Genomic DNA, 26628 nt, shown 5'->3' with positions numbered 1-26628 from the left:
ACCATGCATGCAGGTATCGTTTCTATAGTGCGCTTCGGACTGCGGTCATTGAGGCGGGACTGGCGTTCGGGCGAGTTACGGCTCTTGGCGCTGGCCCTGGTGACCGCTGTAACAGCAGTGACCAGTGTGGGTTTTCTTGCCGACCGTGTTGGCGGGGCGCTGGAGCGCGACTCAGCACAAATGCTTGGGGCAGACCTTGCAGTGCGTTCCGCGGATCCCATACCCAGCCCTTTCGGTCAGCGTGCCCTCGAGCTTGGCTTGACGACAGCGCAAACCGTCCAGTTTCCCTCCATGGCGGGCACCGATAGCACCATGCAACTGGCGTCCTTGAAGGCGGTGTCTCCCGGATACCCCTTGCGCGGGCAACTGCGTACAGTCGATGGGACGGACCCATCCGGTGCTGCCCACCCTGCAGATGGCATTCCGGCGCCCGGCACCGCCTGGGCGGACGCCCAATTGCTGAATCAGCTCGACATAGAGCCAGGCCAGGACGTCACGCTGGGCGAGGCGAGCTTCACCGTTGCACGCATCATCACCTACGAGCCAGATCGCGGCATGGAGTTTGTGAATGTGGCGCCGCGCATCATGATCAATATGTCGGACCTGCCCGCAACCGGACTGGTCGCGACGGGCAGCCGCGTCCGTCATCAGTTGTTGGTGGCCGGATCACCCGCCCAAGTGCAGCGCTACCAGGACTGGATTTCCGAGAAGGTAGTCGATGGCCAGACGATCTCCACGCCGCAAACCAGCCGCCCACAGTTACGCAGCGCACTGACCCGCGCGGAGCAATTCCTGCAGTTGGTCGCTCTTTTGACCGTGATGATCGCGGCCGTGGCGGTTGCCCTGGCAACGCGTCGATATACCTTGCGCCACCGGGATGGTATTGCGGTGATGCGCTGCCTGGGCGCCAGCCGGCGACAGCTGGGCATTTCGCTATGGGTGGAGTTTCTGGCGCTGGGTTTGATCACCAGTGCGGTGGGTGCGCTGGCGGGCTTTGCCGTGCACGAAGGCCTGGTACTGGTTGTCTCTGCCTGGCTGGATACCTCGCTGCCGCCGGCCACGCTCGAGCCAGTCTGGCAGGGTCTGGCCGCGGGTTTATTGCTGCTGATGGGGTTTGCCTTGCCCCCGCTGGCGGCGCTGCCCAAGGTGGCGCCCGCCCGGGTCCTGCGTCGTGATGATGCGGGGCCGCCGTTGCGCCGCTGGCCCTCTTATGCTTTCGGGGTCGCTGCTTTCTTCGCGTTGACGGTCTGGATTTCAGGCGACCTTCGCTTAAGCAGTGTGGTGACGGGCGGATTCGCCGTGGCGCTCGTCTTGTTTGCGCTGACCGCCCATGCGCTGGTGGCCGTCCTGGGCCGCCTGAGGCATCGCGCGGCCGGCCATGCCGCCTTGCGCTTTGCATTGGCAGGCCTGGTGCGCCGCCGTGGCCTGACCGTCACGCAACTGTGTGCCTTGTCGACCGGCTTGATGATATTGCTGTTGCTGGCGATCACGCGCACCGATCTCTTGCAGGGCTGGCAAGGCAGCCTGGAACCCGATGCACCCAACACCTTTCTGATCAATATCCAGCCAGAACAGCGCAGCAGCGTACAGGCCCGTTTAAAGGAAGAGGGCCTGCAGGCAGTGACATTCTCGCCGATGATACGGGGCAGGCTGGTGGCGATCAGCGACAAGGCGGTCAATGCCGACGACTACAAGGATGCTCGCGCGCAGCGCATGGCCAAACGGGAATTCAATCTGTCCTACACCGATACATTGCCGGACAGCAACGAGACGACGGCCGGCCGATGGCTTGATCCCCAGGCTCACGAGGCTTCCCTGGAGACCGGCCTTGCAGCTACCTTGGGTATCGCCGTTGGCGACACGCTGACCTTCGACGTAGCAGGCCGTGACGTCAAGGTGGCCGTGGTCGGACTGCGTGAAGTGGATTGGGATTCCTTCCAGACGAACTTCTTTGCCGTGCTCAGTCCGGCGGCGTTGGTCGATGCGCCGGCAAGCTACATTACTTCGCTGCATGTGCCGCCCGAGCAGGCCGCTGGGCTGCTTGCGGTTCTGCGCGATTTTCCTAATCTCACGCTCTTCGATATCGGCTCTCTTCTGGGACAAGTGCAGCATGTGCTGGATCAGGTGGTAAGAGCCGTGCAATTGCTTTTTCTTTTCACGGTAATCGCCGGTGTGCTGGTGTTGGCCGCGGCGCTGGCTGCCACCCGGGATGAGCGCATCCACGAAGTGGCGATCCTGCGTGCCTTGGGTGCCAGCCGACGCCAATTGGTGGCGGCGCAACGCATCGAGCTATTGATCGTGGGCGGGCTTGCCGGCTTGCTGGCGGCAGGCGGGGCTGTTGCTGTGGCCGGTTTACTGGCACGGCTGGTGTTCGAGTTTCCGCTGGCCTGGTCCTGGTGGCCCTGGGTCGCCGGGATAGGCATAGGTATCGCGGCATCCCTCCTGGGCGGCACCTTGGCGCTGGCCGGCGTGCTTAAAACGCCGCCACTGGTCTCACTACGGGAAGCGACATGATGACAAGGATACGCAGCGTCGATTTCCCGATGGCACAGGGGGCGATCCGCTACGACGCGGCAACGCTGGACCAGCCTACGCCGCAGTGGTTTGATCCGAACGCCGAGTCGCTGCAGGCGCAGGCGGTCTCGCATGGCGGGCGACAGGCTGCCTGGTTTGTGAGCGGCGGCTTCGGTGCGGCGGTGCTGCGCCATTATCGGCGCGGCGGTCTGGCTGCAAGAATAAGCGCCGATAACTACCTGTGGAGGTCGGCCGAAGCCAGCCGGTCTTTCGCCGAGTTCGAATTATTGCGCTACCTGTACGAACTTGATTTGCCGGTGCCGCGACCTTTGGCCGCCGCCTACTGGCGTCGCGGCCTGAGCTATCGCGCCGCCATCCTGATCGCACGCATACCCAATGTGCAGCCGCTGGCCCGCGCGCTGGACGATGCCGACCCTGCCAAGGTTGCGGCCGCCATTTATGCAATGCACGAGGCAGGTGTCTGGCATGCCGACCTGAACGCCTACAATATTCTGCTTGGCGAAGATGGCGGCGTCTGGCTTATAGACTTCGACAAAGGCCGCAAGATGACGGTCTCGCCGGAACGGCGGCGTGGCAACTTACTACGGCTACGCCGCTCGCTCATCAAGGTGGCTGGCGATTCGGGAGCACAGTGGTGGATGGCGCTGGAACCGGCCTATTCGCGGTTGATACGGGCAGATGGCCATTTTTAGCTAAAAAGCTTTATCATCACGCCTTTTGGCTTTTTTAATATTGTCGGGGGAGGCTCGTAATGAAGTTCAACACAGCGAAAAGGCTGCTTATGGCCGCCGTCGTTGCGACGGCATTGTCGCCCGTCAGCGCCCAACAGCGCGTCGTGAATGTCTATAACTGGGCTGAATACACTGCCCCCGACACACTTTCCGGATTTGAAAAAGCCACAGACATCAAGCTGCGCTATGACGTCTACGACAGCAACGACACCTTGCAAGCCAAGCTGTTGACCGGCAAGTCCGGTTACGACGTGGTCGTGCCGTCTACGCACTATGCAGCCCGGCAGATCGAAGGCGGTCTGTTTCAGAAGCTGGACAAGAGCAAGATACCGAACTGGGAGCATCTGGACCCGGCCATCATGGCTATTGTCGAGGCGGTTGATCCAGGTAACCAATACCTGGTGCCGTGGGGCTACGGTACCAATGGCCTGGGCTTCAATGTCGACAAGGTTAAGGAAATCCTGGGCGCCGACGTGCAACTGGGCAGTTGGGACATGCTGTTCAAGCCCGAGAATGCTGAAAAGCTGAAGGCTTGCGGGATCTCGGTGCTGGACGAGGCCGCGCAAGTGTTCCCGGCTGTCTTGCATTACCTTGGCAAGGACCCCAACAGCAGCAAGCAGCAAGACTACCAAGAAGCGTTGGCGCTGCTGAAAACCATACGCCCCTATATCAGGCAGTTCAGTTCGTCCGGCTACATCGATGAGCTGGCCGCGGGCGATTTGTGCATGGTCTACGGTTACTCCGGCGACGTCATGATCGCGGCCAATCGGGCCCGCGAGGCGGGCAAGAGCTACAAGATCGACTATTACATTCCCGAGGGCGGGGCCCCGGCCTGGTTCGACACCATGGCCATACCGAAAGACGCGGCGAACGTAGACGAGGCACATGCCTTCATCAACTACATAGAAACGCCCCAAGTGCATGCCGCCATCACTAACGTCATGTTTTACCCGAACGCCAACAAAGAGGCACGCAAGCACGTCGTCAAGGAAGTGGCCGACAACCCCATGATCTACCCACCCGACGACGTTGCCAGCACACTTTATGTGATCAAGCCACAGACTCCTGCCATGCAGCGCGTGCAAACGCGCATGTGGGCTGAGCTCAAGTCCGGGCGTTGACGGTCATGCTCGATAATCGCTCCGTCGCATCCCCGTGGTCAGGCGACGCGGATGAGTTCGTCCGCATCGAAGAGGTGGTCAAGATATACGGCGACACGGTAGCCGTGCAGTCGGTCAGCCTGTCGGTACGGCGCCACGAAGTGTTCGCCTTGCTGGGCAGCTCCGGCTGCGGAAAATCCACGCTGCTGCGCATGCTGGCCGGTTTCGAGGAGGTCACTTCGGGGCGCATCTACCTGGACAACGAAGACATCACCAGCCTGCCGCCGTATCGGCGGCCGGTCAACATGATGTTCCAGTCCTACGCGCTTTTCCCTCACATGACAGTAGAGGCGAACGTCGCTTTCGGCCTGAAACAGGAGGGCGTGCCGCGCAACGAGATCCATGAACGCGTTTTCGAAGCGCTGGATCTGGTCCAGATGGCCGGCTTCGCTCGTCGAAAGCCGCATCAATTGTCAGGCGGACAGCAGCAGCGCGTGGCCTTGGCGCGCAGCCTGGTCAAGCGGCCCAAGCTCTTGTTGCTGGACGAGCCCATGTCGGCGCTGGACAAGCAGATCCGCCAGAAAACGCAGCTTGAACTGATCAAGATCCTGGATCAGGTCGGCGTGACTTGCATCATGGTGACCCACGATCAGGAAGAAGCCATGACCATGGCGCATCGGCTGGCTGTCATGACGGAAGGGCAGATCATTCAGTGCGGCACACCGCAAGCGGTTTATGCCTTCCCCAACTCTCGCTTCGTGGCCGGTTTTATCGGCTCCACCAATCTATTTACCGGCACGATCGTTGTCGACGAGTCCGACCATGTGTCGATCGAAAGTCCCGAGCTGACCCGACCGCTATACGTCAGTCATGGCGTCAGCGAGCCGCTGGGCATGGAGGTGCATGTTTCGATACGGCCCGAGAACATACGCGTGCTGCGTGAGCAGCCCGACGCAGAATTCAACTGGGGCCATGGCATGGTCAGCCACGTCGCGTGGATGGGCAGCTACGCGCGCTACCAGGTAAGGCTGGACTCGGGGCAGCTTATGGAGGCCAGTGTGCCCAGCCTGATGCTGGCCCAAGCCGACGCACCGGGTCTGGATGAAGAGGTATTCGTGTCGTGGTCGGATGACAGCGCCACGGTGTTGCCATCATGAACGGATTGTCCTGGCGCGCATGGCCGATTCGACGCTGGCTGACGATCATGCCGCCGTTCCTGTGGTTGGCCTTGTTTCTGTTGCTGCCGTTCTTATTGGTGCTGAAGATCAGCTTTGCTGATCTGCGTTTCGGCATTCCGCCGTATACCCCATTGGCGGAATTGCAGGAACAGACCCTGACCTTGGCCTTGAGCCTGCGTGGCTACGCGCTGCTGTTCAGCGATAGTCTGTATATCGCCACGTACCTGAACTCGGTAAAAATGGCAGCGATCACAACGCTGTGCTGCATGCTGATCGGCTATCCGATGGCGTACTACATCGCCCGATCCGAACCTTCGTTGCGCAACCTGTTGCTGCTGGGCGTCATCCTGCCGTTTTGGACGTCCTTGCTGCTGCGTGTGTATGCCTGGGTCGGGATCCTGCGCAACGATGGCCTGCTCAATAACTTCTTGTTGTGGTTGGGCGTCATAGACGTGCCGCTGGAAATTTATCGCACCGACCTGGCTGTCTACATCGGCCTGGTCTATGCCTACCTGCCGTTCTTCGTGCTGCCCCTGTACGCCAACCTGGTCAAGTTTGATCTGCGTTTGCTGGAAGCCGCCTACGATCTGGGCGCGCGGCCATGGAAAGCCTTCCTGACCATTACTGTCCCCTTGTCCATGCCCGGTGTGATCGCCGGAGCCATGCTGGTGTTCATTCCTACGGTTGGCGAATACGTCATACCCGAGATGCTGGGTGGCGCCAATACCTTGATGATGGGGCGGGTGATGTGGACGGAATTCTTCAATAATGCCGATTGGCCGATGGCGGCCGCAGTGACCTGCGTCATGGTCTTGATGTTGCTGGTTCCACTGGTGCTGTTCCAGTACAACCAGGCCAGGCAATTGAACGACACCAGAGGAGTTGGACATGACGCGTCCTGATCCCGTCCTGCGTGCGGTCGTGCTGGGCGCAGGCTTTGCCTTTTTGTACGTGCCCATCCTGTGCCTGATGGTTTTCTCGTTCAATGATTCGTCGATGATGACGTCCTGGACAGGCTTCTCTTTCAAATGGTATGGCGAGCTGTTCCGGGACGACGCCCTGCTGAGCGCCGCCCGGCTTTCACTGGTCATCGCGGCCTTGACTGCAACGGCTGCGGTCATTATCGGCACTTGGGCGGGCTATGTGCTGGCGCGCATGGGGCGGTTTCGGGGCTTCGGGCTATACATAGGGATGGTCAGCGCACCGCTGGTGATGCCCGAGGTGGTGTTGGGCATTTCCCTGCTGCTGATGTTTGTGGAGATCAGCGAGTTGCTCGGCTGGCCGTCCGGCAATGGCATGTTCACCATCTGGGTGGGTCACGTTACCCTATGCATGGCTTACGTTGCCGTCATCATCCAGTCGCGCATCCGTGATCTGGACCGATCGCTCGAAGAAGCCGCCCTGGATCTGGGCGCCAGTCCACTGAAGGTCTTTTTTGTCATTACCTTGCCATTGATCTTCCCGGCATTGCTGGCCGCCTGGCTGTTGGCCTTCACCTTGTCGCTGGACGACGTGGTGATCGCCTCTTTCTTGTCGGGACCCGGCTATACAACTCTGCCGCTCGAGGTTTTCTCTCGCGTCCGGCTGGGTCTGAAGCCCGAGATCAATGCGCTGGCCACGCTATTCATACTCATCGTCGGCCTGTTTGTCGTCATCGCCAACCGCATGCAGTGGCGCAAACAAGCCCAACAGTAAGGACACCACATGCGTAGTATTGCGGTTTATGGATTGAAGAAGTGCAGCACCTGTATCAAGGCGATGGCCTGGCTCGAAGCGAACGGCATGCCGTTTGCCTTCACCGATTACCGCGATAACCCCATCGCTCCGGCTGTCTTGGCTGTCTTGGCCGACGAATTGGGCGGATGGGAGAAGCTGGTGAATCGGGCTTCAATGACCTGGCGCAATTTACCTGCCGAGCGCAAGGCGCCACAGACTGCCCAGGATTGGCTGGCGCTGATCGCCGAGTTTCCGGCCTTGATACGACGTCCTGTGATGGTGGACGCCGACGGGCAGGTCAGTGTCGGTTTTTCGGAAAAGAAGTACTCCGCAATTTTTGCCTGACGACAGGATCATACGCATGCTTACGCAATCAGATCTCAAACGACAAGTGGCCGAGGCCGCGGTGCAATTCATTTTGCCCGAACTCACACCAGAAACTGTGTTGGGGGTGGGTACAGGGTCCACGGTAGACCTTTTCATTGAGGCGATCACCCCGTACAAGAATCGTTTTCTCGGTGCTGTATCAAGCTCGGAGCGCAGTTCGGCCCGCCTGGCGGAGGCCGGCATCCGCGTCTTCGACCTGAACGATGTGGCCAGCATGCCCTGGTATGTCGACGGCGCAGACGAGGTCGATCACGGCTTGAACATGATCAAGGGCGGGGGCGGCGCGCTCACGCGCGAGAAGATCGTGGCGTCCGTGGCCGAACAATTCCTGTGTATTGTGGACGAGTCCAAGTTGGTGCAGACCCTGGGCGCCTACCCTCTGCCGATCGAAGTCATTCCGATGGCACGTGAAGTCGTGTCGAGGCGGCTGGCAGGCCTGGGCGGCGAACCGGCGCTGCGCGAGGGCTTCCTTACGGATAATGGCTGTCAGATCGTGGATGTGGCGGGTTTGCAGATCACCGCGCCTGCCGACCTGGAGGGCCTGATCAATGATATTCCCGGCGTGGTTTCCTGCGGCCTGTTTGCCTTGGCCGGGGCAGACGTACTGTTGGTCTCGACACAATCGGGCGTGCGTCGACTGAATTTGCCCTTGTCATAAAGGCGTCACGATTCACATGTAAACTACCTGTGTAACTTCAATTTTTTATGTGAACATCAAGGGCCGATATGTCTGAGCACACGAATAAGCAATTTCATACCGATCTTGAAACCACACGATCGCTCTTCCTTGAAATGGGCGGGCTGGTCGAAGCCATGGTGCAGGACGGCATGGAGGCGCTCTCTACGGGCGACCTCACTCTGGTCGATAAAGTGCGCGAGCGCGAAAAAGAAGTCAATCGCCTGGAGGTCGAAATTGATGAGCGCATCAGCCTGCTTATTGCTCGCAACCAGCCCACCGCCGTCGACCTGCGTTTGCTGTTGTCCGTATCAAAGATGCTGACCGACATGGAACGCTGTGGCGACGAAGCCGAGAAAATCGCCAAGATGGCGCGGCGCCTGCACGAGTCCGGGGGCCGCTACGAGCCCGTGGTCGAGTTGCGCCACATGGCAAATTTCGTCACCGCCATGATCCGCGACTCTCTGGACGCTTTTGCCCGGCTCGATCCCGTTCATGCGGCGCAGGTCGTGCGTAACGACAAGGAAGTCGACAAAGAGTGGAAAGGCTCTCTACGTCATATCATTACCTACATGATAGAAGACCCGCGCACGATCTCGCGCTCCATCGACCTGATCTTCATAGCCCGCGCGCTCGAGCGCATCGGCGATCATGCCAAGAACATGTCCGAACGCGTTATCTACATGGTCCGGGGCGACGACGTACGGCACACTGGCATCAAAAACACCGAGAGACTGGCCAGGGGTGAAGCCGCCGAAGAAGAAAACGAGATCTGAGCACCGGCCAGATCAACAAAAAACCGCCTTGATCGGCGGTTTTTTGTTGATCGCGTTATGCCGAGGGAGGCACGTAGCCCTGGGCCTCGACGTCGACGTCATCAAACAGGAAGCTTTCCATTTGCGTGGCCAGATACTTGCGCGCTCGGGCGTCGGCAAGATTGAGGCGGTTTTCGTTGACCAGCCTGGTTTGCGTATCCATCCATAGCGCCCAGGCTTCCTTCGACACGCTTTGCCAGATACGCACGCCGAGGTCGCCAGGGTAGGGGGGGTAATCCAGCCCCTCCGCCTCGCGCTTGAGCTTTACACATTGCACCATACGAGCCATGGAACACACCTTATAAAACGAGTTGACTGACTGCCTATTGTACCGAGGCGCCAGCGTGCCGGACTAGAGGCGCTTGATGAAGATCAGACTGTTGCGCGAACGGTTGTAATGGGCCTGGCGCTCTTTGGGCAAGTCGGCCACGCCACCTTGCACGAAGCCACGCTTGATGAACCAGTGCGAGGTACGGGTCGTCAAGACGAACAGGCGCCGGGCACCTATGGCCCGCGCGCGGCCTTCGGCGTGACGCAGCAGTATTTCGCCTTCGCCAGCACCCTGCCACTCGGGCTGTACGATCAGGCAAGCCATTTCGGCCATGTGGTCGTTAGGGTAGGGAATGATCGCGACGCAGCCGTAAATGACGCCATCGTGCTCCAGCACAGTGAACTTTTCCACATCGCGCTCGATGACTGAACGGCCCCGAGGCACCAGGGTGCCGTCCGCTTCCAGGGGCTCGATCAGTTGGACGATGGCGCCGACATCGTCGACCGAGGCAGGCCGCAGGTCGTCCAGCGTGTCTTCGACCACCATGGTGCCCACCCCGTCGTGGGTGAAGATCTCGAGCAGTATGCTGCCGTCCAGTGTGTAGGGCACCAAATGGGCGCGGGCCACGCCGCGTTTGACCGCCCGCGAGGCATGCGTCAGAAATGACGAGGTATCTTCATCCAGTGTGCCCGAGGCCAGAATACGATCAGCGTCTTCGCGGGCCAACTCGGTATCGACCGTGCCGTCCGTATCAAGCACCGTGCGGTCCTGCGTCAGGAAAATAAGCTTTTCCGCGCGCAGTGCGATGGCAGCGCTGGTGGCCAGGTCTTCCATGGCCAGGTTGAACGCCTCTCCCGTAGGCGAGAAGCCCAGGGGAGACAGCAGCACAATGGAGCCCTGGTTGATGCTGTTCTTGATGGCGTCGATATCCATCTTGCGCACCGCGCCGGCGTGTTTGTAATCCAGGCCGTCTATCACGCCTACGGGGCGTGCGGTGACGAAGTTGCCCGAAATGACACGTATTTGCGCATGCGACATCGGGGTGTTGGGCAAGCCCTGGCTGAATGACGCTTCGATGTCGAGCCGGATTTCACCCGCGGCCTCTTTGGCGCACTCCAGCGCTTCGGCGCTGGTGGGCTCGGTGCCCCGGCCGAATTGTGTCTGGTAGCCTTTTAATTTAAGCTGTTCGTTTACCTGCGGGCGCGAGCCATGCACCAGCACCAGTTTGACGCCCAGTGCCGAAAGCAGCGACAAGTCTTGTATCAGGGCATTCAGTGCGCCGTCGCTGACCAGTTCGCCACCGAAGGCGACGACGAATGTCTTGCCCCGGAAGTCGTGGACATACGGGGCGACCTCGCGAAACCATCGCACGAACTGAGCCGGAGCGAATTCGGGCGCGTCTTGCGCGGATAGCGTGGGGTCGGGTTCGATGGTGGTCATATGGCAGTGTAAAGTCTCAGCAGGGGTTGTGTCCGTCCAAAATTATAATAACGGACTACCCGCTTCCATTACGTTTCATGCAAGAGTTTGTCAATTTGTCGGAAAACCCACACATACCAGGTAGCAAGCGTGCCTCCAGGCCCGCCGGTGCTGCTTCTGTTCGTCGCCCACCGGCTGCAGCGCGCGCGGCCCGCGCCCTGCCTTCGGTAAGTTACCCGGAAGACCTGCCCGTCAGCGCGCGCCGCGACGATATCGCTGCGGCCATCAAGGCGAACCAGGTCATCATTGTCTGTGGTGAGACGGGTTCAGGCAAGACCACGCAGTTACCCAAGATCTGCCTGGAACTTGGGCGCGGCCTGGAAAAAATGATAGGCCACACCCAGCCGCGCCGTCTGGCGGCCACCTCAGTGGCCAAGCGCATCGCGCAAGAGCTGAACACCGAACTGGGCGACTGGGTCGGTTATCAGATCCGCTTCAACGACAAGACCGGACCCAACGCCGCCATCAAGCTGATGACGGACGGAATACTGCTTGCCGAGTCTCAGCGCGACCCGCTGCTAAGGCGCTACGACACCATCATTATTGATGAGGCCCATGAGCGCAGCCTGAATATCGATTTTCTGCTGGGATTCCTGCGGCAATTGCTGCCGCGGCGGCCGGATCTGAAATTGATCATTACCTCGGCAACCATAGATGCCGACCGCTTTGCGCAGCATTTCGGCCTAGCCGGCAAGCCTGCCCCGGTGATCGAGGTGTCGGGCCGCCTGTACCCCGTGGACATACTCTACCGACCGGTACGTGCGGATGAAGAGCCGGCTCCGGGCGAGGCGGCTGGCAAGCGGACGTCCAGTGATGAGGAGCGCGATCTGATTGACGCCGTGGTCGAGGGTGTGGATGAGTGCGCACGCCACGGACGGGGCGATATCCTGGTGTTCCTCCCCGGCGAGCGCGAGATTCGTGAGACCGTCGAGGCCTTGCGCAAACATCACCCCCCGGGCACAGAAGTGTTGCCGCTCTATGCCCGTTTGTCCCAGGCTGAGCAAGAGCGCATTTTTCATCCCGAAGGCAGCGGCCGACGCGTGGTGCTGGCCACCAACGTGGCTGAAACCTCGCTTACGGTGCCCGGCATACGCTACGTGGTCGATAGCGGCCTGGCGCGTGTGAAGCGCTATTCGTGGCGCAACAAGGTGGAGCAGCTGCGCATCGAGCCCATCAGCCAGGCTTCGGCGAATCAGCGGGCGGGGCGTTGTGGGCGCATAGGGCCGGGCGTATGCGTGCGCTTGTACGACGAGGCTGATTTCAAGCAGCGGGCGGCCTTTACCGACCCCGAGATATTGCGCTCTTCGTTGGCTTCGGTGATCTTGCGCATGAAGGCGCTCAAGCTGGACGATATCGAAGTATTCCCCTTTGTCGATCGCCCCTCCGGCCGTGCAGTGGCCGATGGCTATCAGCAGTTGCAGGAACTGGGCGCGCTGGACGAGCAGCAGACACTGACCGATACCGGTCGGGCGCTGGCCCGTTTACCGGTGGATCCGCGGCTGGCCCGCATGATTTTGGCCGCCCGCGACCAGCAATGCCTCGCCGAGATCCTTATCATCGCCTCGGCGCTGTCGGTACAGGATCCCCGCGACCGGCCGATGCAGGAGCGCGAGGCTTCCGAAGCGGCCCATGCCAAGTTCGGCGACGATAAGTCCGAATTCATCTCCTACCTCAAGCTATGGCGCTGGTATGGCGAACAAGTAGAGCACAAAGGCTCGCAACGCAAGCTGGTTGCGCTATTACGCCAGAATTTCCTCTCGCCGCTGCGCCTGCGGGAATGGCGCGATGTCCACAGTCAGCTATCCGGCCTGGTCGGCGAACAGGGTTGGCGCATGAACACCAGCGAAGCGACTTATGAACAGACCCACATGGCGCTCTTGTCCGGTTTGCTCGGTAATATCGGCTTGAAGTCGGAAGAAAGCGGCACCTATCAGGGCGCGCGGGAAATCCGCTTTCATATCCACCCCGGGTCGCGCCTGGTGCGCAAGGCGGGCCGTTGGATCGTCGCGGCAGAACTGGTCGAAACCACGCGTCTGTACGCCCGCTGCGTTGCCCGCATCGACCCGGTCTGGCTGGAAAAAGTGGGTGGACATTTGCTGCGCCGTAACTGGTCCGACCCGAGGTGGGACCGGAAAGCCGGCCAGGTCGTTGCCAATGAAAGGGCGACGCTCTATGGCTTGCAGGTCTACAACGGCAGGCGTGTCCACTTTGGTCGGATAGATCCGGCGCAAGCACGGGAACTGTTCATCCGGCAGGGACTGATGACGGGAGAGATCGATGTCTCCTTGCCCTTCCTGCGGGAAAACCGAAAACTGATTCTGGCCATCGAGAAACTCGAGCACCAGACGCGGCGGCCGGACATTCTGGTGGATGACAGCCTGATTTTCGCCTTCTACGATCAGAAAATTCCTGCGGATGTCTACCAGAGCGCGACCCTGGAGAAATGGCATAAAGGCCTGTCCAAGGAAGAATCAAAGGCCTTGTTGCTGAGTCGCGATGCGCTGATGCGGCATGATGCCGCCGGCATCACCACCGAGATATTCCCGCGCAAGGTCGTGTGGCATGGCGTCGAGATGGCGCTCGATTATCATTTCGAACCCGGTTCCGTGCGAGACGGCGCGACCTTGACCGTGCCTCTGTTTGCTTTGAACCAAATCGACCCCTTGCGCTGCGAGTGGCTGGTGCCCGGCATGCTGAAGGAAAAGGTTCATCTGCTGCTTAAATCCTTGCCTCAGAAAATACGGCGCCATTGTGTGCCTTTGCCCGATTATGCAGCGGGTTTTTATGAGCGTTGGTTCGACAGGGCCGCCGATCCGGACCGGGGCCTGCTGGAGGCGATCAGCGCCGACATGTGGGAGCAAGTGAAGCAGCGTCCGGCCCGCAGTGATTTCAAGCCCGAAACCTTGCCGGCCCATTTGTTCATGAACTTCAAAGTGGTGGACGAGCATGGGCGCATGCTTTCGGGCGGGCGCAACCTGGATCAACTCAAGGCAGAGCACGGCAAGCAAGCGCAGGCTTCCTTTCAGCAGTTTGCGGCCCGGGACGACCAGGTTGCCCAGGCCCTGTCTCATGAGCAGTTGACCGAGTGGTCGTTTGGCCCGCTACCCGAGATCATGGAAATACGCCGCAAGGGACAATCGTTTGTGGGCTATCCCGCGCTGGTTGACAGGCAAACCCATTGCGATCTGGACGTATTTGATGATCCGGCGCAGGCTCGCCAACGGCATCGGGCAGGCTTGCGCCGCCTGTTTCGCTTGGGACTGCGCGAGCAGGTGAAGTTCCTTGAAAAGAATCTGCCTGAGCTGACCACGATGAGCATGCTTTATATGTCGCTGGGCACACAGGAAGAGCTCCGCAATCAGATTATTGATTGCGCACTGGATCAGGCCTGCCTTGCCGAGCCCTGGCCTTCGGACCAGGCTGCTTTCGAATTGAGACGCAATGAGGGCAAGTCGCGCCTGGGCCTTCTGGCGCAAGAAGTTGGCCGCCTGACCAAGCAGATACTCATGGAGTGGTCGGCGTTGCAGAAGAAGCTGCCGCAGGCCAAGCCGCATGCCGGCGCATACGCCGATTTGCAGGCGCAGCAGTCGCGCCTGATGGGAAAATGGTTTCTGCGCGACACACCCTATCAGCAACTGGCACACTACCCACGCTACCTGAAGGCGGCCCAGGTGCGTATAGACAAGTTGCGTGCCGATCCTGCGCGTGATGCCAAGCTGATGGCCGAGATGGCGCCGTTGGTGGCTCAATACCAGCGCGCCGCGGTGGCCCTGCAGGGCAATGCCGATGCGCAACTGGAGGCGTTTCGATGGCTGCTCGAGGAGTTGCGTGTGGCTCTGTTCGCCCAGGAACTGCGCACGCCTATGCCGGTATCGGTAAAGCGCCTGCAAAAGGCCTGGGCGGCAATGCAGCGCTAGGTCGGCGCGGCAGCTCCAATAACGCTAAGGCTGGGTACAATTCGGTCCATGATTGATGCCAACACCCCACCCGCTTTCGTCCATTTGCGTGTCCATACCGAGTTTTCGGTCGTAGACGGTATCGCGCGCATTCCCGACCTGGTCAAGCGGGCGGCGCAATTCGGCCAGCCGGCCATGGCGATCACCGACCTGTCCAATCTCTTTGGTCTCATCAAGTTCTACAAGGCGGCGCGGACGGCCGGCATCAAGCCCATTGCCGGTTGCGATGTGTGGCTACAGAACGAACATGATCGCGACAAGCCTTATCGGCTCTTGCTGCTGGCCAGTTCACAGCAGGGTTATTTGTCGCTGTGCGAGCTTCTCAGCCAGGCCTGGCTGGACAACCAGTACCGGGGGCGGGCCGAATTGCGGCGCGAATGGCTGCAAGGCCGTAGCGGACTGATCGTCCTGTCGGGCGGGCGTGCGGGCGATGTTGGCCAGTTGCTCGAGGCAGGCAACATGGACGAGGCTGCGGCGGCTGCGGGCCAGTGGGCCAAATCCTTCCCGGGCAGTTACTACATTGAATTGCAGCGTAGCGGCCACGAGGGCGACGAAACCTATGTACAGGCCGCCATGCGCGTGGCGGCATCGCTCGACCTGCCGGTGGTGGCCACGCACCCCGTGCAGTTTCTCGAAGCCACGGATTTTCGTGCGCACGAAGCCCGCGTCTGTATCGCCGAAGGCGAACAATTGGGTAATGCCCGGCGGGTGCGGCGCTTTACCCAGCAGCAGTACCTGCTGAGCACCGAAGAGATGGTGCAGCGCTTTGCCGATGTGCCCGTGGCCCTGGCCAATGCGGTGGAGATCGCCAAGCGGTGCAACCTCACGCTGGTGCTTGACCGCCCGCGTCTCCCGGATTTTCCAACGCCCGATGGCATCACGCTGGACGACCACATGGCTCAGTTGGCCGAAGAGGGGCTGGCCTTGCGCATGCAGCAGCTATTCCCGGATGAGGCCGAGCGGCAGGCCCGTTATCCGCAGTATCTGGAACGCTTGCGATGGGAATGCAAGACCATCATCGGGATGGGCTTTCCAGGTTACTTCCTGATCGTGGCCGACTTCATCAACTGGGGCAAGAATAACGGCGTGCCGGTAGGCCCCGGGCGAGGCTCCGGTGCCGGTTCGCTGGTGGCGTACTCGCTGGGCATCACCGACCTTGATCCCATACGCTACGACCTGCTGTTCGAACGTTTCCTGAACCCCGAACGGGTATCCATGCCTGACTTCGACATCGACTTCTGCCAGGACAACCGCGAACGTGTTATCGACTACGTGAAGCAAAAGTACGGCAAGGAGGCTGTCAGCCAGATCGCCACCTTCGGAACGCTGGGTGCCAAGGCGGTGGTGCGCGACGTCGGGCGTGTGCTCGAGATGCCTTACTCCTTGTGCGACACCCTGTCCAAACTGATCCCTTTCAGCCCCGCGGACCCCTGGACGCTGGAGCGCACGCTGGCCGACGAGCCTGCCTTCAAGGAGCGCTACGATCAGGACGAAGAAGTGCGCGCGCTGATCGACCTGGCGCGGCCCCTGGAAGGGCTGACCCGCAACGTAGGCATGCACGCCGGAGGCGTGCTGATAGCCCCAGGCAAGCTTACCGACTTTTGCCCGCTGTATTGCCAACCCGGTGTGGACAGCAACGCCGTTTCGCAGTTCGATAAAGACGACGTCGAAGCGGCCGGCCTGGTCAAGTTTGACTTCCTGGGCCTGCGCAACCTGACGATACTCGATTGGGCGGTTCGCTACGTCCGTCAGTTCAATCCACAGCAGCGCGACTTCGACATCATGGCGTTGCCGCTCGATGATCCGCAAGCCTACAAGCTGTTGTCCGACGGCAATACCACGGCGGTATTCCAGCTTGAGTCGCGCGGCATGAAAGAGCTGCTCAAGAATCTGCGGCCCAACACCTTTGAAGACATCATCGCCATGCTGGCGCTGTATCGGCCCGGGCCGCTCGAGTCCGGCATGGTGGTCGACTTCGTCAACCGCAAGCATGGCCGAGCCGAGGTCGATTATTTCCACAAGGATCTCGAGCCGGTACTCAAAAGCACTTACGGCGTCATTGTTTATCAAGAACAGGTGATGCTGATCTCCCAGATCGTGGGGGGATACACCCTTGGCGGCGCCGACCTCCTGCGCCGCGCGATGGGCAAAAAGAAGGCCGAAGAAATGGCCAAGCATCGCAGCATCTTCGAGAAGGGTGCCGTCGAGAAGGGCTACGACGCGAAGCTGGCCGTCAAGTTATTTGACCTGATGGAGAAATTTGCCGGGTACGGTTTCAACAAGAGTCACTCCGCCGCCTATGCCTTGATCGCCTACCAGACAGCCTGGCTCAAGGCCCATCATCCAGCCGAGTTTCTCGCGGCCACCTTATCTTCCGATATGGACGATACCGACAAGGTGCAAATCTTCTGGAAGGATGCGCTTGCCAACGGCGTGCAAGTCCTCCCCCCTGATGTCAACACGTCGGCTTACCGATTTGAGCCGGTGCCCGATGAACATGCGGCCCGCGGCGAGCCGCCTCGCACCATGCGCTACGGCCTGGGGGCCATCAAGGGGACGGGCCAGGGCGCGGTCGAGGAGATCATCCGTGCCCGTCAGGAAGGCGGGCCTTACACCAGCTTGTTTGACTTCTGCCGCCGAATCGACCGGCACAGTGTCAATCGTCGCAGCATCGAAGCGCTTATTCGTGCCGGAGCCTTCGATCAAATCGAAGAGAACCGGGCCGCCTTGCTTGCTACGGTGGGTAATGCCATTGAAGCGGCCGAGCAGGCCGAGCGCAGCGCCAATCAGGTCTCGCTGTTTGCGGACGATGCCAACGATATCGTCGAAGGCGAGCTGGCCAAAGTGGCGCCATGGGATCTGCAGACCCGCCTGACGCAGGAAAAGGCCGCACTGGGGTTTTTCTTCAGCGGCCATCTGTTCGACGCCTGGCGCGACGAAGTAAGGCGTTTTGCTCCCAGGCCGCTCGCGCGTCTCGAGGCAGCCCGGAGCCCGCAATGGTTTGCCGGGGTGCTGGCTTCCGTACGGCCGAAAATGACACGACGAGGCCGCATGCTTTATGCCGTCCTGGACGATGGCTCTGCACAGGTTGAGGTCGCCGTTTTCAACGAACTGTACGAGCAGCATCGCAACCGTCTAAAGGAAGATCGCCTTATCATCGTTCACGGCAAGGTAAGCAATGATGATTACTCAGGCGGTTTGCGTGTGTCGGCCGAGTCGGTCTACGACCTGCAATTGGCCCGCGAAGCGCGCGCACGCAGTTTGCGCATTACCCTGAACGGCAACGCTGATGCACAGCGCTTGCGCCAACTGCTCAACCCCTTTCGCGCAGAGCCTGAAAATGGCGTGCCTGGTGTACCGGTGGAAATCCGTCTGAAACGGGAAGACTATCTGTGCACGGTCAGGCTGGGCGAAGATTGGCGGGTACGCATGGCCGACACCATGCTGGAACAACTGGAAGATTGGGCGCTGGCAGAGGCTATCGAGGTAAATTATTGATGACGCCCTTGCGTATCCTGCATTCCGAAGCGGCCACCAGTTTTGGTGGGCAAGAACAATATATCTACCGGATGATGATTGCCATGCGAGAGCGCGGCCATCACCTCGAGGCCGTATGTCAGCCGCATGCCGTGCTGGCCGAGCGTTTGCGAGAGGCCGGCTTCACGGTGCACACCACCTACATGGACGGACCCGTCAATTTCGTCAAGACCCTTGTCAAGGTAAGAGGTGTACTGCGTCGCGGTCGATTCGATGTGCTCAATACGCACAGCCGGCGCGACACCATAGTGGCTGGCCTGGCGGCCCGGCTTGCGGGCACGCCGCTTATTGTCCGTACCCGACACCTGGCCAAGAAGGTGGGCTCCCTCTTGTCGTACACCATCATTCCGCACCGGGTGACGACGGCCAGCGATTTTGTGCGAGATCACCTGATCTCGCGAGGCGCAGATCCCACCAAGGTGGCAACGGTTTATCCGGCGGTAGATATACCACCCATACCGGAGGCTTCCACGCTGCGCGAAGAGCTGCGCCTGGCCCAGAACGACATCGTGGTGGGGTGCGTCGCGGTCATGCGCGCGGAAAAAGGTCACAAGAGCCTGATCGATGCCATGGAGCCCCTGATACGGGCCAGCCCCAATGTGCACCTGGTGCTGGTGGGTGGCGGGTCGCCGGTGTTCGAGGAAGTCCGCGATTACGTCGCCGCCAAAAAACTGGACAAGCGAGTGCACCTGATGGGCACGCGCCGCGATGTCCCCAATTTGCTGGCCGGCTTTGATGTGTTTGCGCTTGCCACGCGCACCGAGGCATCGGGCACGGCTTTCGTCGAGGCGGGTGCAGCCGGCTTGCCTGTCGTGGGCACCGATGTGGATGGCGTGCCCGAAATGATGCATGCCGGGGTCAGCGGTATGCTGGTTCCGCTTGACGATACGGCGGCGTTCACTCAGGCCCTGGAGCGGCTAATCACGGATCCCGCCCTGCGTCGACAGATGGGGCAGGAAGGCTTGAAGTTCTGTCGTGCTTCCGGGCGCTTCAGCGCCGAAGCCATGGCCGAGCGCATCGAATCCTGCTATACCCGTTGGCTTACGGAGCGCAAACAATGAGTCGAAATCGCAGCGTCCCTGTGCTGATGTACCACCATGTTAGCCCAGTGGACGGCATGATCACCGTGTCGCCGGCCAATTTCGAGCAACAGTTGTTATGGTTGAAACGACGCAATTACCGGACGCTGACCAGCGCCGAATTTGCCCAGCATTTGGACGGCGCCCCGGCCCCCGCCCGATCAGTGCTGATCACCTTCGACGACGGCTATCTGGATAACTGGGTATACGCCTACCCCCTGCTTAAAAAGTACGGTTACACGGCGATGATATTTCTGGTCACGTCATGGATAGGCGACGGCGACAAGCGGCATTGCCTGGGGCAGGGCGAGCTGCCCGAAACACCGTCGCACCGCGAATGCGAAGCCCGTATCGAACAGGGGCGCGCCGACGAGGTCATGCTTCGCTGGAGCGAGATCCAGGCCATGCAAGACAGCGGCGTCGTCGAGTTCCACAGCCACACGCATACACACACCCGATGGGACCTGCTTGCGCAGCAAGACAAAAACGCCCATATGGCAGAGGAGCTGTCGTCTTCCCGTACTTGCCTGGAAGCCAATCTGGGTGCGGCGTCCGAGCATTTTTGCTGGCCGCAGGGGTACTTTGATGCGGACTACACGCGGTTGGCGCAGCAGGCGGGCTTTAAATACCTGTATACCACCCAGGCTTTCGGACAGAATCGCCCGGGCTCCGACCCGGCTAATATTTATCGCTTTGCGGTGCGCAACACCTCGGGCCAGTCGGTGGGGCGCCGTATCCAAGTGGCTGGCCATCCGGTAATCGGGCCGCTGTTCAATCGCTGGAAGCGCTGGAAGCGCAGTCTCAGGCAGCGGACATGACGCTGTCCGTCATCATCATTACGAAGGACGAGGCAGGGCACATCGCCGACTGCATCGATTCGGTCAATTTCGCCGACGAGATCATCGTGGTCGATTCGGGCAGCCAGGACGGCACGCGCGAGATTGCCGCTGCCAGGGGTGCCCGGGTCAGTCTTGCAGCGGATTGGCCGGGCTTCGGGCGGCAAAAAAACCGCGCGCTCGATCTGGCCACTTGTGAATGGGTATTGTCGATCGACGCCGACGAACGGGTGACACCCGAACTGGCACAGGAGATCCAGCAAGTCATTGCGGCGCCTAGCGCCGATGCCTACAAGATTGCCCGTCTGTCCAACTTTGGCGGTCGCTGGATCCGGCACAGCGGTTGGTGGCCCGACCATGTACTGCGCCTGTTCAGGCGCGGGACGGCTCGCTTCAAGGACGTGCCGGTGCATGAAAGTGTACAGACCACGGCGCCAGTGGCCTTGCTGCATGGGCACTTCCTGCACTATCCCTACGCCAACCTCGAAACTTTCATTGCGAAGATCAACCATTATTCGTCCGAAGCGGCGGCTGCCATGCATGCGCGGGGAAAGCAGACGAGCGTCATGGGCGCAACGGGGCACGCAGTCTGGACCTTTATTCGCATCTACCTCATACGGCGCGGATTCCTCGACGGTCGGGAAGGTTTTATTCTGGCCGGGATGGCGGCTGCGGGCAGCTTTTTTCGTTACAATAAGCTGCTTTTTCTAAATAAAAATAAACAACCCCCGCCCGATAAAGACTGACGTCGGCGCAACTTAGTCGGCTCGCATGAAAATTCTCATTACTGACATCCACCATGGCAATGGCGGAGGCCACGTCACGTACGTTGCCAGCCTCTTGAAGGGCCTGAAGAGCGCCCACGACGTTACCGTGGCGGCACCTCGTACCGGGCGCCTGTATCAGGCGGCCACCTTGTTCCCGGGGGTCAGGGTTTTGCCCGGGCACTATACGTCCAGACCCTTGCCGCTGCTGGCCGAGGTTGCCAAATTAAGGCGTTTCCTGGATCGGGAAGCTTTCGATGTCGTCCATGTCAATGGCGGCGCCGACCACCGGCATATCATGCTGGCCTCGCTGGGGCTGGCCCGCCGGCCGGCCATCGTTTGGACCAAACACAACACCAACCCAGTTTCTAGTCCTGGCCATCGGCTGCGCGCCCGGCTGGGCACCGATCTTTCCATTGCTGTTTGCGACCATGTCGCGCACATATTGACCGAATCCGCCTACCGCCGTCGGCCCATAACCGTGATACGCAACGGCATCGACATCAATCATTTTTCGCCGGTGGCGGCCGAGCGTCGTCAGGCCCTGCGCGAACAACTGTTTGGTGCAATCGATAAGGACGTACTGGTTCTGGGCAGTATCGGCGGCACCGACCATAACAAGGGTTGGATGGATCTGGTGAAGGCTGCAGCTCGCCTGTCGCCGCCGCAACGGTGCCGCGTGCGTATTATTGTGGCGGGCGATCCGCCATCGAAGGGCGTTTTGGACGAAGTCGGGCGCCTGGACATGCACGGCCAAGTTCATTTTCCCGGCTTGGTGGCCGATGTACGCGACATATTGGGTGCGTGCGATGTGGGCTTTGTGCTGTCTTACCGCGAGGCAGCCTCTTATGCCAGCTGCGAAACCATGGCGATGGGATTGCCGGCACTGGTCTCGAAGGTTGGCGGTCTGCCTGAGAACGTGCGTGATGGGCTGGACGGGTGGGTGGTGCCGGCCGGAGACGTCGATGCCATCCATTCGTGGTTATCTGGCCTGCTGGCCGACGCCTCGGTTCTGGCGGCGCTGGGCCGCTCGGCACGGCAGCGTGCACAGCAGGCTTTTCCCACGGCGAAGTTTATTCAGGACACCGTGCACGCCTATACGCAGGCAGTGGGCCTGGTATCCCGGCGCGTTGCCCCGATATAATCGGCCCATGATTCCCATATTGATGTACCACCAAATCGGCCAGCCTGCGCCGCGCAAGTCGCCCTATCGCAGCCTGATCGTGCATCCTTCTGACTTCAAGCGTCAAATGACATGGTTGCGCCGTTTTGGTTATCGGGGCCTTTCCATGCACGACCTTTTGCCCTATCTGCTCGGACAGCGACGCGGCAAGGTCGTGGGCATTACCTTCGACGACGGCTATCGCAACGTTTACGAAAATGCGCTTCCTGTCTTGCGCGATCACGATTTCACCGCCACCAATTACTTCGTCGCCCGTCAACTGGACGGCGGCAATGTCTGGGACTACGAGAAAGGCATTGCGCATGCCGACCTGATGTCGGTTGAGCAGATGCGGGCATGGGCAGCCGCCGGCATGGAGGTTGGCTCGCATACTTTGGATCATCCCTATTTGCCCAAGCTGTCCCCCGAAGTTGCCGATCACCAGATCCGGCAATCGAAGGCCGAGCTGGAGCAACTGCTGGACAAGCAAGTCAGTGCCTTCTGCTATCCCTATGGTGGCGAAACGCCAGGCATACGCGCCATGGTCCGTAATGCCGGGTATAGCAATGCCACGACAACCCTGGGTGGGCTGGCGAACAGCAACGACGATCCTTTCGGTCTACCCCGAGTAACCGTTGCACGCTCCACCAATATTTTTCGCTTCCTGCAAAAATGCATGACCCGATTGGAAGAAAAGCGCCGCGATCCTCAAAGGCCTTAGCCGTCTCTGTCTCTTGTACAGGTGCCACCCATGTCGATGCCCCGTTTAAAAATCGCTTTTGTTGTAGACCGTTTTGGCAATCGTTACGGCGGTGCTGAGGCCTATGGGGTGGCACTCATGCGCCAATTGGCGCAGCGCCACGATGTCACGGTGTTCGCTCGCGAATACGACGCAAACTGCGACCTGGTGCTGCCCTTTGTTCCTTTGCGGTCCTGGAAGGGTCTGCCCAGTTGGGTGCGCGTGCTGCTGTTCTCGTGGCGCGCCCGCCGCGCGACTCGCCGCGACTATGACATTGTTCATTCGCACATGAACGGCTGGTGCGGCGATATCGAAGTCATACACGTGACCCCGGTGCGCTACAACTGGCGGGTGCGCGCCTTGCCCCTGGCAAAGCGGCTGCTTTCATATGTTAGCCCTCGCGTGCAGACTTATCTTGGACTGGAAGCGCGCCGTGTTGCCAGGCGGCCGGCCCATCGCGCCGTGGCCGTGTCGGGCTTGATTGCCGATCAACTCGAGGCGGCTTACGGCGAGGCCGATTACCCGGTCATTCCGCCGGGCGTATCCGTGCAAGATAGCCCGGGTGAACCCGACCGCACCGGCATCCGGCAACGGCTGGGCTTTGCTGCCGACGACCACGTCAGTTTGCTGGTGGCGCGCAACCCCTTGCGCAAAGGCTTGCCCACTGTACTTCGCGCGATGGCCTTGCTGCCGGCCCGGCACAAGCTGCTTGTCGTTGGCAGCAATGCCGCCACCCGCGATTTCATCCATAAAGCGCCCGAATTTGCTGCCTTGGCCGACCGCATCAGTCTGGTGGAAGAGACATCCGACGTCGCACCCTATTATCGGGCGGCGGACGTCTATGTGCACCCTACCTTGAACGATAGCTTCGGGATGGCCCCTCTGGAAGCCATGTCATTTCAGTTGCCCGTGGTGTTAAGCCCGGCGCCCTGGTGCGGCTTTGCCCAGTATGTGCGCGACGGTCATGAAGCCCTCGTAATGAAGCATCCGGAAGATCACCACGAACTGGCGCTGTGCATCAAGCGGATCAGCGACGACCCCGTGTGTCGCGCCACGTTGGTTCAGGGCGGGAATGCCGTGGTCGCCCGGCACAGCTGGGAGGAGGTCGCGAGCAGCTACCTGGGCCTGTATGCCGAAGTGATCGCCGAGCGCGAATATCCCGCGCCGGTTACCAGCTCGTGATGGCCCCCGCCTTGATTATGCAACTGACCACCCGGCGCTAAGGAGTCTGCCACCATGTATCTGCCTTCGGCCTTCGAGGAAACCCGTCCGGAAGTCTTGCACGCCTTGATGCGTGAGCACCCGCTGGGCGCCCTGGTGACGCAGGGACCTGCAGGGTTGGACGCCAACCACCTGCCTTTTGAGCTCGACACGTCGCGTGGCACGCATGGCACGCTTACCGGTCATGTCGCCAGGGCCAACCCCTTGTGGCGGGAGGTAGCCGATGGCGACGAAGTGCTGGTGATCTTCAAGGGCGGCGATGCCTATGTTTCGCCCAACTGGTACCCCAGCAAGCACGAGTCGCATCAACAGGTTCCGACCTGGAACTATTGTGTGGTCCACGCTCACGGTCATATCAAGATACGCGATGACGAGAAATTTGTAAGGGGTGTGGTGGCACGCCTGACGCGCACGCACGAGAAGCAGGCCGAGCCCGATAGCCCCTGGAAAATGACCGACTCCAGCCCCGACTACATCGCCCGCATGCTTGGGGCCATTGTGGGCATAGAAATCGACATTACCCGCTTGTTGGGGAAGTTCAAGCTGAGTCAAAACAGAGAGCAGCGCGACGCCGACGGTGTGGTCCAGGCGCTACGCGATCGTCACCAGGATGAACTGGTACGCCTCATGACGGCTGGCCCCCGCTAGATCCAGCCGCGCATCCAGTACACCAGCAGGCCGACATACTCCTTGACGATGGAGCGGCTGGCGGCGAGTGCCCGCATGCTTGGTTGCCAGAACGAAAACCTTGGGTCCGCCGGTACGACAATCTGTGGGGGAGCTGGCGACGCAATGGCGCTGACGCCTTGCTTGCGGAACACTGCCATGGCGCGCGGCATGTGCAGGGCGGAGGTCACAAGCAGGATGCGGCGAATGTCCCGCTGCTTGAGTTTCTCTGCGGTATAGACTGCATTCTCGTGGGTGGTGAAACTGCGGTTCTCGAGCAGCATCGCGGTCTCGGGTATGTCGGCCTGCTTGAGCGCATTGGCCATCATCTGCGCCTCGCTGACAGAACCCTCGAGTGCCGCTCCGGACAAGACAATCAAGGGCGCCCGGCCCTCCTTGTACAGCACCGCCGCGGTGTCTACCCGTGAAGTTGCTGTAGCGCTGTCGTAGGGCTCGAACCAATTGGTGCGTCCATTGGCAGTGCTTCCCCCAAGTACCACGATGGCATCCGCAGTCGGCAGATTCATGGGTGGCTGATGGGGATACAACTGTTCTAGTCTTCCGCCGGCCCATAACGATGAGGCCGGCAACGACCAGAACAGCGCCCAGGCCAGCCCTGTGGCCGCCACCAGGAACCCCGTCTTGCGCCAGCGCACCATGAACAGGATCGCGCCGATCAGCAGCAAGGTGATGCACAGGTTCAGCGGAATCACCAGGTTAGTCAGAAAACTAGAAAAGGTCATGTGCTACCGGCCAATGTCTTCGGGCAAAAGGGCAAGAATATGTTGCTCGGTGTCTCGCAGCGACGGCCAGGCATTCGCCGAGCCCAGGCAAACGGCATTCTCGGACCAGGGTCCGGTGCGCTCGGGCTGGGTAACGCCGAAGAGGGTCAGTTGGCGGGACCCGGCGGCGGCCGCTAGATGCGACACACCGGAATCATTGCACACGACCAGTGAAGCGAGTCGGGTGAGTGTAGCAAAGGCGCCCAGCTTCAAGGGCGGCAGGCAAAGGGCTGTCGGCGCATTGCGCCTGGCAGATTCCGCTTCGGCGGGTGGCGGACACATGGCCACAATATGACCCTGTTCCTGCAACTGTCGCGTCAGCGCGTCGTAATGCGGCCAGACTTTGACCTTGCCTCGGTGCAAGCCTGTCGCTGTGGGGGCGATCAGTACGAATGGCTTGTTGTCCAGGCCGGTGGTTTTCAGTGCGTGCTGGGCTTCGCTACGGTGCCGGTCCGTCATCCGCAGGCCCAGAGTGCGCTCGGCCGGCAGGGGGCTAGCCGGCAGATTCCAGCGCTTCAAGGCCTGGGCGGTGACAAAATGCCACGCTTGCACCGCATGCGGTGCGCCGCCCGGCTTCTGTACCGGCCAACGCAGGATCAGGCTGCGGCCATCGTCACGGTAACCAGCGCTCTGGATCCCGGCAAAGCTGAACACCATCGCGCTCGAGAGTGAGTCGGGTAGCAATACGCCTCGCGGGTGTGCGTGCTGAGCTTTCTTGCGGTAGGCATGAACGGCCGCACGATCTTCCCGCCATCGGCCTTTCATATCGATGAATCCGCCCAGTTTGTATCCCGCCAGCAGATCACGCGCCCACGGTCGTGCACAGACGACGATCGGCAATTGGGTGTCCAGCAACGTATGGAGGCTGGGAAGACTCATGCAGACATCGCCAATCCAGTTGGGAAGACGCACATAGATGGCTGAAGGCATAGGCATGAATATGGGACGGGCGAAGCAGGCGGTATGATTGTTCAAGTAGGCGGGGACGGCGTTTCAGG

At 60.5% G+C, this 26628-nt stretch carries 22 protein-coding genes; 18 read left to right on the top strand and 4 right to left on the bottom strand.

The features are described 5' to 3' along the window. Positions 1–3: 3 nt before the first annotated feature. From CKA81_RS07790 to phoU, 9 genes are all read left to right on the top strand, one after another. A complete protein-coding gene (locus CKA81_RS07790; protein ID WP_128354795.1) occupies positions 4–2514 on the top strand; it encodes an ABC transporter permease in 2511 nt (836 codons plus the stop codon). After that, positions 2511–3227, top strand: coding sequence for a 3-deoxy-D-manno-octulosonic acid kinase (locus CKA81_RS07785; RefSeq protein WP_228255815.1), 717 nt, complete (start codon positions 2511–2513; stop codon positions 3225–3227). Before CKA81_RS07790 ends, CKA81_RS07785 begins: the two co-directional genes overlap by 4 nt. 59 nt (positions 3228–3286) lie before the next feature. Then, positions 3287–4387 carry a polyamine ABC transporter substrate-binding protein gene (locus tag CKA81_RS07780; protein ID WP_128354794.1) on the top strand — a complete coding sequence of 367 codons (1101 nt, stop codon included), beginning with the start codon at positions 3287–3289 and terminating at the stop codon, positions 4385–4387. Between the two features lie 5 nt (positions 4388–4392). After that, complete coding sequence (locus CKA81_RS07775) at positions 4393–5523, top strand: ABC transporter ATP-binding protein (RefSeq protein ID WP_128354793.1); 1131 nt, start codon at positions 4393–4395, stop codon at positions 5521–5523. Beyond that, the gene (locus CKA81_RS07770) at positions 5520–6446 is read left to right on the top strand and encodes an ABC transporter permease subunit (RefSeq protein WP_128354792.1); all 927 of its coding nucleotides are present in this window, start codon (positions 5520–5522) and stop codon (positions 6444–6446) included. The genes CKA81_RS07775 and CKA81_RS07770 overlap by 4 nt, the downstream gene beginning before the upstream one ends. After that, entirely contained in the window at positions 6433–7239 is an 807-nt protein-coding gene (locus tag CKA81_RS07765) for an ABC transporter permease subunit (protein WP_128354791.1), read from the top strand. The genes CKA81_RS07770 and CKA81_RS07765 overlap by 14 nt, the downstream gene beginning before the upstream one ends. Positions 7240–7248: 9 nt before the next feature. Then, the gene (locus tag CKA81_RS07760) at positions 7249–7605 is read left to right on the top strand and encodes a Spx/MgsR family RNA polymerase-binding regulatory protein (RefSeq protein WP_128354790.1); all 357 of its coding nucleotides are present in this window, start codon (positions 7249–7251) and stop codon (positions 7603–7605) included. Positions 7606–7621: 16 nt separating this feature from the next. Beyond that, positions 7622–8305 carry a ribose-5-phosphate isomerase RpiA gene (gene rpiA / locus CKA81_RS07755; RefSeq protein ID WP_128354789.1) on the top strand — a complete coding sequence of 228 codons (684 nt, stop codon included), beginning with the start codon at positions 7622–7624 and terminating at the stop codon, positions 8303–8305. Positions 8306–8373: 68 nt separating this feature from the next. Further along, a complete protein-coding gene (gene phoU, locus CKA81_RS07750) occupies positions 8374–9099 on the top strand; it encodes a phosphate signaling complex protein PhoU (RefSeq protein WP_128354788.1) in 726 nt (241 codons plus the stop codon). Positions 9100–9154: 55 nt separating this feature from the next. Here the strand turns inward: phoU and CKA81_RS07745 are convergent, their stop codons facing one another. Beyond that, positions 9155–9427 carry an oxidative damage protection protein gene (locus CKA81_RS07745; protein WP_128354787.1) on the bottom strand — a complete coding sequence of 91 codons (273 nt, stop codon included), beginning with the start codon at positions 9425–9427 and terminating at the stop codon, positions 9155–9157. A 63-nt stretch (positions 9428–9490) separates the two neighbouring features. Then, positions 9491–10849, bottom strand: a complete 1359-nt coding sequence (argA, locus tag CKA81_RS07740) for an amino-acid N-acetyltransferase (RefSeq protein WP_128354786.1) — start codon at positions 10847–10849, stop codon at positions 9491–9493. 77 nt (positions 10850–10926) lie between these two features. On the opposite strand from argA, the gene hrpA reads away from it, so the two are divergent. Genes hrpA through CKA81_RS07695 form a run of 9 tightly spaced genes read left to right on the top strand, consistent with a single transcriptional unit; the run spans position 10927 to position 24830 of the window. Then, complete coding sequence (gene hrpA / locus CKA81_RS07735) at positions 10927–14805, top strand: ATP-dependent RNA helicase HrpA (protein ID WP_128354785.1); 3879 nt, start codon at positions 10927–10929, stop codon at positions 14803–14805. 48 nt (positions 14806–14853) lie between these two features. Then, positions 14854–18342: a DNA polymerase III subunit alpha gene (gene dnaE, locus CKA81_RS07730; protein ID WP_128354784.1), complete on the top strand. Its 3489-nt coding sequence runs from the start codon at positions 14854–14856 to the stop codon at positions 18340–18342. Next, positions 18342–19442, top strand: coding sequence for a glycosyltransferase family 4 protein (locus CKA81_RS07725; protein WP_128354783.1), 1101 nt, complete (start codon positions 18342–18344; stop codon positions 19440–19442). Before dnaE ends, CKA81_RS07725 begins: the two co-directional genes overlap by 1 nt. Beyond that, positions 19439–20278, top strand: a complete 840-nt coding sequence (locus CKA81_RS07720; protein ID WP_128354782.1) for a polysaccharide deacetylase family protein — start codon at positions 19439–19441, stop codon at positions 20276–20278. The genes CKA81_RS07725 and CKA81_RS07720 overlap by 4 nt, the downstream gene beginning before the upstream one ends. Next, positions 20275–21042, top strand: coding sequence for a glycosyltransferase family 2 protein (locus CKA81_RS07715; protein WP_128354781.1), 768 nt, complete (start codon positions 20275–20277; stop codon positions 21040–21042). Before CKA81_RS07720 ends, CKA81_RS07715 begins: the two co-directional genes overlap by 4 nt. Positions 21043–21067: 25 nt before the next feature. Further along, positions 21068–22204, top strand: a complete 1137-nt coding sequence (locus CKA81_RS07710) for a glycosyltransferase family 4 protein (protein WP_128354780.1) — start codon at positions 21068–21070, stop codon at positions 22202–22204. A gap of 22 nt (positions 22205–22226) precedes the next feature. Beyond that, positions 22227–22943 (top strand): polysaccharide deacetylase family protein, encoded by a 717-nt coding sequence (locus CKA81_RS07705; protein ID WP_128356677.1) that lies wholly within the window; start codon positions 22227–22229, stop codon positions 22941–22943. A gap of 30 nt (positions 22944–22973) precedes the next feature. Beyond that, the gene (locus CKA81_RS07700; protein WP_128354779.1) at positions 22974–24143 is read left to right on the top strand and encodes a glycosyltransferase family 4 protein; all 1170 of its coding nucleotides are present in this window, start codon (positions 22974–22976) and stop codon (positions 24141–24143) included. Between the two features lie 54 nt (positions 24144–24197). After that, positions 24198–24830, top strand: coding sequence for an FMN-binding negative transcriptional regulator (locus CKA81_RS07695; protein WP_128354778.1), 633 nt, complete (start codon positions 24198–24200; stop codon positions 24828–24830). On the opposite strand, the gene CKA81_RS07690 is transcribed toward CKA81_RS07695, so the two are convergent. Together CKA81_RS07690 and CKA81_RS07685 are read right to left on the bottom strand one after the other, a co-directional pair. Next, positions 24827–25591 carry a YdcF family protein gene (locus tag CKA81_RS07690; RefSeq protein ID WP_128354777.1) on the bottom strand — a complete coding sequence of 255 codons (765 nt, stop codon included), beginning with the start codon at positions 25589–25591 and terminating at the stop codon, positions 24827–24829. The genes CKA81_RS07695 and CKA81_RS07690 overlap by 4 nt on opposite strands. A gap of 3 nt (positions 25592–25594) precedes the next feature. Then, positions 25595–26566 carry a glycosyltransferase family 9 protein gene (locus CKA81_RS07685; protein WP_128354776.1) on the bottom strand — a complete coding sequence of 324 codons (972 nt, stop codon included), beginning with the start codon at positions 26564–26566 and terminating at the stop codon, positions 25595–25597. Between the last annotated feature and the right edge of the window lie 62 nt (positions 26567–26628).

This window comes from Pollutimonas thiosulfatoxidans, assembly GCF_004022565.1.
In the GTDB taxonomy this organism is placed as follows: Bacteria; Pseudomonadota; Gammaproteobacteria; order Burkholderiales; family Burkholderiaceae_B; genus Pusillimonas_D; species Pusillimonas_D thiosulfatoxidans.
The sequence above is the reverse complement of the archived record's forward strand: the minus strand, read 5'-3'. Positions and strand labels throughout refer to the sequence as shown.

Excerpts from the sequence above, each read along its gene's own strand:
- CKA81_RS07790 (WP_128354795.1), top strand. The coding sequence starts at position 4 with ATGCATGCAGGTATCGTTTCTATAGTGCGCTTCGGACTGCGGTCATTG.
- CKA81_RS07785 (WP_228255815.1), top strand. The coding sequence starts at position 2,511 with ATGATGACAAGGATACGCAGCGTCGATTTCCCGATGGCACAGGGGGCG.
- CKA81_RS07780 (WP_128354794.1), top strand. The coding sequence starts at position 3,287 with ATGAAGTTCAACACAGCGAAAAGGCTGCTTATGGCCGCCGTCGTTGCG.
- CKA81_RS07775 (WP_128354793.1), top strand. The coding sequence starts at position 4,393 with ATGCTCGATAATCGCTCCGTCGCATCCCCGTGGTCAGGCGACGCGGAT.
- CKA81_RS07770 (WP_128354792.1), top strand. The coding sequence starts at position 5,520 with ATGAACGGATTGTCCTGGCGCGCATGGCCGATTCGACGCTGGCTGACG.
- CKA81_RS07765 (WP_128354791.1), top strand. The coding sequence starts at position 6,433 with ATGACGCGTCCTGATCCCGTCCTGCGTGCGGTCGTGCTGGGCGCAGGC.
- CKA81_RS07760 (WP_128354790.1), top strand. The coding sequence starts at position 7,249 with ATGCGTAGTATTGCGGTTTATGGATTGAAGAAGTGCAGCACCTGTATC.
- rpiA (WP_128354789.1), top strand. The coding sequence starts at position 7,622 with ATGCTTACGCAATCAGATCTCAAACGACAAGTGGCCGAGGCCGCGGTG.
- phoU (WP_128354788.1), top strand. The coding sequence starts at position 8,374 with ATGTCTGAGCACACGAATAAGCAATTTCATACCGATCTTGAAACCACA.
- CKA81_RS07745 (WP_128354787.1), bottom strand. The coding sequence starts at position 9,427 with ATGGCTCGTATGGTGCAATGTGTAAAGCTCAAGCGCGAGGCGGAGGGG.
- argA (WP_128354786.1), bottom strand. The coding sequence starts at position 10,849 with ATGACCACCATCGAACCCGACCCCACGCTATCCGCGCAAGACGCGCCC.
- hrpA (WP_128354785.1), top strand. The coding sequence starts at position 10,927 with ATGCAAGAGTTTGTCAATTTGTCGGAAAACCCACACATACCAGGTAGC.
- dnaE (WP_128354784.1), top strand. The coding sequence starts at position 14,854 with ATGATTGATGCCAACACCCCACCCGCTTTCGTCCATTTGCGTGTCCAT.
- CKA81_RS07725 (WP_128354783.1), top strand. The coding sequence starts at position 18,342 with ATGACGCCCTTGCGTATCCTGCATTCCGAAGCGGCCACCAGTTTTGGT.
- CKA81_RS07720 (WP_128354782.1), top strand. The coding sequence starts at position 19,439 with ATGAGTCGAAATCGCAGCGTCCCTGTGCTGATGTACCACCATGTTAGC.
- CKA81_RS07715 (WP_128354781.1), top strand. The coding sequence starts at position 20,275 with ATGACGCTGTCCGTCATCATCATTACGAAGGACGAGGCAGGGCACATC.
- CKA81_RS07710 (WP_128354780.1), top strand. The coding sequence starts at position 21,068 with ATGAAAATTCTCATTACTGACATCCACCATGGCAATGGCGGAGGCCAC.
- CKA81_RS07705 (WP_128356677.1), top strand. The coding sequence starts at position 22,227 with ATGTACCACCAAATCGGCCAGCCTGCGCCGCGCAAGTCGCCCTATCGC.
- CKA81_RS07700 (WP_128354779.1), top strand. The coding sequence starts at position 22,974 with ATGTCGATGCCCCGTTTAAAAATCGCTTTTGTTGTAGACCGTTTTGGC.
- CKA81_RS07695 (WP_128354778.1), top strand. The coding sequence starts at position 24,198 with ATGTATCTGCCTTCGGCCTTCGAGGAAACCCGTCCGGAAGTCTTGCAC.
- CKA81_RS07690 (WP_128354777.1), bottom strand. The coding sequence starts at position 25,591 with ATGACCTTTTCTAGTTTTCTGACTAACCTGGTGATTCCGCTGAACCTG.
- CKA81_RS07685 (WP_128354776.1), bottom strand. The coding sequence starts at position 26,566 with ATGCCTATGCCTTCAGCCATCTATGTGCGTCTTCCCAACTGGATTGGC.